This is a genomic window from Rhodococcus sp. (in: high G+C Gram-positive bacteria), from assembly GCF_049299235.1.
In the GTDB taxonomy this organism is placed as follows: Bacteria; Actinomycetota; Actinomycetes; order Mycobacteriales; family Mycobacteriaceae; genus Rhodococcus.
Genome location: NZ_JBAQXC010000371.1, coordinates 1 through 3,643 on the forward strand (window position 1 = coordinate 1; position 3,643 = coordinate 3,643).

Genomic DNA, 3,643 nt, shown 5'->3' on the forward strand with positions numbered 1-3,643 from the left:
CGCTCGCCGGCGGCACGCTCGGCGACGACGGCGACACGCTGATCCCGGCGGCAGCGATCAGCGGTGACGACGGTGCCGTCCTCGACGCGGCCGGGACCGTCACCCTGGTCGTCGACACCACCATCGAGGACATCCGCTCCCGCACTGTGATCGCGCAGACCGCGACCGGCGACACCGGCAATGTGGTCGTCGTCGGCGCGCACCTCGACAGCGTCCCCGAAGGTCCCGGCATCAACGACAACGGTAGCGGCGTCGCCGCGGTCCTCGAAACCGCGCTGCAACTCGGGTCCGATGCGACCGTCACCAACGCGGTGCGATTCGCGTTCTGGGGCGCGGAGGAAATCGGTCTCGTCGGTTCGACGAAGTATGTCGAATCCCTGACCGACGACGAGCGCAACGCGATCGCGCTGTATCTGAATTTCGACATGCTGGGCTCACCGAACCCCGGTTACCTCGTCTACGACGGCGACGACTCCGACGTGGTGGGGTCGGGTCCGGGACCGGCGGGGTCGGCGACCATCGAACAGACCTTCCGCACGTTCTTCGAATCACGAGGCGTGGCGGCCGACGGCACGGATTTCGACGGACGGTCGGACTATGGTCCGTTCGTCGAGGCCGGTATCCCGGCCGGTGGTGTGTTCAGCGGCGCCGACGAGATCAAGACGCCGGATCAGGCCGCCGAGTGGGGCGGCGAAGCCGACGCGCCGTTCGACCCGAACTACCATTCGCCGCAGGACAATCTCGACAACATCGACCGCGATGCGCTCGCGGTGACGGCGGCCTCGGTCGGTTACGGTGTCGGAATCTTCGCGCAGTCGCTCGACGGGGTGCCCACCGGAACTGCTCGGGACCAGGAGCGATCCGGCAACTGACCGGGCTCAGGGCTGTAGGCGCCACATGGGGTTGACCGGCCCGTGCCCGCTACCCAGGTCGTACGACCACTCGAGGCACTTGGTCACCCACTCCTTCGCGAAGGCCACCGCCTCCGGGACCGACCGGCCGTGCGCGATCGCCGACGCGATCGCCGCGGCGAGGGTGTCGCCGCCGCCGTGATCGTTGCCCGTGTCGATGCGGGGGCTGGTGAACTCGACAAACCGGTCGCCGTCGAACAGCAGATCGGTGCTGTCCGAGGAGGTGCGCAGGTGCCCGCCCTTGACGATCGCCCATTGCGCACCGAGTGCGTGCAGTGCCTCGGCGGCGCGTCGCGCGGTGGCATCGTCGACGACGTCGATGCCGGTGATGAGCCGGACCTCGTCCAGGTTCGGTGTCACGACGGTGGCCCGCGGGATGAGGACGGTACGCACCGCGTCGAGGGCTTCGGCGTGCAGCAGGGGGTCGCCGTGCATCGACGCGCAGACCGGATCCACCACGAGCGGAATCGGCCGACCGTGCCCGATACCGAGTTCGGTGCACACCTGTGCGACCGACTCGATGATCGCGGTCGACGCGAGCATCCCGGTTTTCGCGGCCGTCACGCCGATGTCCTCGACGACGCAGCGCACCTGGGCGGCGACGGTGTCCGGCGGGATTTCGTGGAATCCGGTGACCCCGAGCGAGTTCTGCACCGTCACCGCTGCCACCGCGACGCAGGCGTGTACGCCGCACATCGCCATGGTGCGTGAGTCGGCCTGGATTCCTGCACCGCCTCCGGAGTCGGTACCGGCGATGGTGAGGGCGCGGACCGGGGTCTGGCCACGCGGAGGCAACGGCAGGAGTTTCACGCGCGTGAGCCTACCGGGGGTCAGACAGCGCCGATCGGGGTGCGACCCGCGGGTCCGCGCGGGTGGCGATTTCCGCCGAATGTCCTGGTTGTCGGAGTCGTTGGACCTATCCCGTCGGGTGCCCGATGTGGCGCATCATGGACTCGGGGCTCCCGGATCGGGGTGGATGGCGAATACCGGCAGGGGGCTTCCGACGGACGGTATGTTGTGTTCTATAGTGGCATGCGTCACATTAATGTTCCGGCACCACGGAGGTTCCATGGTCACCAACTTGCCGCACGCCGAGGTGTCCGACAACGCGGGTCAGAACCGCTTCGAGCTCTGGCTCAACGGGGACCTCGTCGGCATCCTCGGGTACTTCGACACCGACCGTCCGTCGGGTGTCCCGGGCCGGAACCATCCTGTCGTCGACTTCCTGCACACCGTGATCGTCGAGGACTTCGGGCACCAGGGGCTCGCGGGCATCCTCGTCGGACGGTCGCTGGATGCCGCGCGGCGTCGAGGCTGGAAGGTACGTCCGGTCTGCACGTACGTGCAGCGATTCCTCGATTCCAACCCGGAATATCGCGATGTGATCGTGCCGCTCGAACCCGTCCGGCGCCGAGCCTGATCGGCAGCGGACCCGGCCGGGTCCGGGGCAGATCGTCAGATCGTCAGATCGACCACGACGGGGGCGTGGTCGCTGGCGCCCTTGCCTTTGCGTTCGTTGCGGTCGATCTCCGCGGCACCGACCCGCGCCGCGAAGGCCGGTGAGCCGAGAACGAAGTCGATTCGCATGCCCTGCTTCTTCGGAAAACGCAACTGCGTGTAATCCCAGTACGTGTAGACACCCGGACCGGGGGCGTGCGGGCGCACCACATCGGTGAACCCGCCGTCGACGAACGCGGCGAACGCGTCCCGTTCGGGCTGGGAGGTGTGGGTCCTGCCGTCGAAGAACGCGGGATCCCACACGTCCTCGTCGGTCGGTGCGATGTTCCAGTCGCCGACGAGTGCGATCGGCGCCTGCGGATCGGCATCGAGCCAACCCTGCGCATCGGTGCGCAACTTCGCGAGCCACTCCAATTTGTAGGTGTAGTGCGGATCGGCCAGATCGCGACCGTTCGGGACATACAGGCTCCACACCCGCACACCGCCGCAGGTCGCGCCGATCGCGCGCGCCTCCTGCGCGGGCACGGCATCCGGGTCCTTGGTGAATCCGGGCTGGTCCTCGAATCCGATCTGCACGTCGTCGAGTCCGACCCGGGACAGGATCGCGACCCCGTTCCACTGGCTCAACCCGACGTGTGCGACCTGGTATCCGAGTTCCTCGAACCGCGCGTACGGGAACTGCTCGTCCTTGCACTTGGTTTCCTGCATGGCCAGCACGTCGGTTCCGGTTCGTTGCAGCCAGTCGGCGATCCGGTCGGTGCGGGCACGGACGGAGTTCACATTCCAGGTAGCAAGGCGCACACCGACACTCTAGGCGAGGGGACCGACCGGTTCGGTCAGGTACCGGTAGCGATGGTGGTCGACGAACGCCAACTCGCGGAACAGTGCTCGCGCCCCCGCATTGTTGTCGGCGACCTGGACATAGGCGTGGGTCGCGCCACGATCACGGCCCCAGCGCAGCAGCGATCCGCACATCAGCGTGCCGAGGCCGTGCCTGCGGTGCTCGGGGGCGACCTCGACGGCGGTCAGTCCCACCCAGCGCCGCCCGTCGGGCGCATCGGTCACCGCGGCCCGGCCGATCGCGACCGGTTCGTCGTCGGGTGCGCCGATCCGGCCGAATCCGACCACGCCGCGGGCAACCGCGACGAGGATCCGCTCGGCGTGCTCGGGCAGCACACCGCTGCGATAGCGCGACAGCCACTGCTGATCCGGTCGCCCGCTCACGAGCACCGGGGTCGGCCCCTCCGGCACGGGCACGTTGTCCAGGTCGGCGG

At 68.4% G+C, this 3,643-nt stretch carries 5 protein-coding genes; 2 read left to right on the forward strand and 3 right to left on the reverse strand.

The features are described from left to right. Positions 1–872 (forward strand): M20/M25/M40 family metallo-hydrolase (locus WAX14_RS23035; protein WP_422630361.1); only part of this gene is annotated, 872 nt, incomplete at its 5' end. Between the two features lie 6 nt (positions 873–878). Here WAX14_RS23035 and thiD read toward each other — a convergent pair. Continuing rightward, positions 879–1,721 (reverse strand): bifunctional hydroxymethylpyrimidine kinase/phosphomethylpyrimidine kinase, encoded by an 843-nt coding sequence (gene thiD / locus WAX14_RS23040; protein ID WP_422630362.1) that lies wholly within the window; start codon positions 1,719–1,721, stop codon positions 879–881. A gap of 259 nt (positions 1,722–1,980) precedes the next feature. Here thiD and WAX14_RS23045 point away from each other — a divergent pair, with 259 nt between their 5' ends. Further along, complete coding sequence (locus WAX14_RS23045; protein ID WP_422630363.1) at positions 1,981–2,331, forward strand: GNAT family N-acetyltransferase; 351 nt, start codon at positions 1,981–1,983, stop codon at positions 2,329–2,331. 35 nt (positions 2,332–2,366) lie between these two features. On the opposite strand, the gene WAX14_RS23050 is transcribed toward WAX14_RS23045, so the two are convergent. Next, a complete protein-coding gene (locus WAX14_RS23050) occupies positions 2,367–3,170 on the reverse strand; it encodes an exodeoxyribonuclease III (protein ID WP_422630364.1) in 804 nt (267 codons plus the stop codon). 9 nt (positions 3,171–3,179) lie between these two features. Continuing rightward, positions 3,180–3,643 (reverse strand): GNAT family N-acetyltransferase (locus tag WAX14_RS23055; RefSeq protein ID WP_422630365.1); only part of this gene is annotated, 464 nt, incomplete at its 5' end.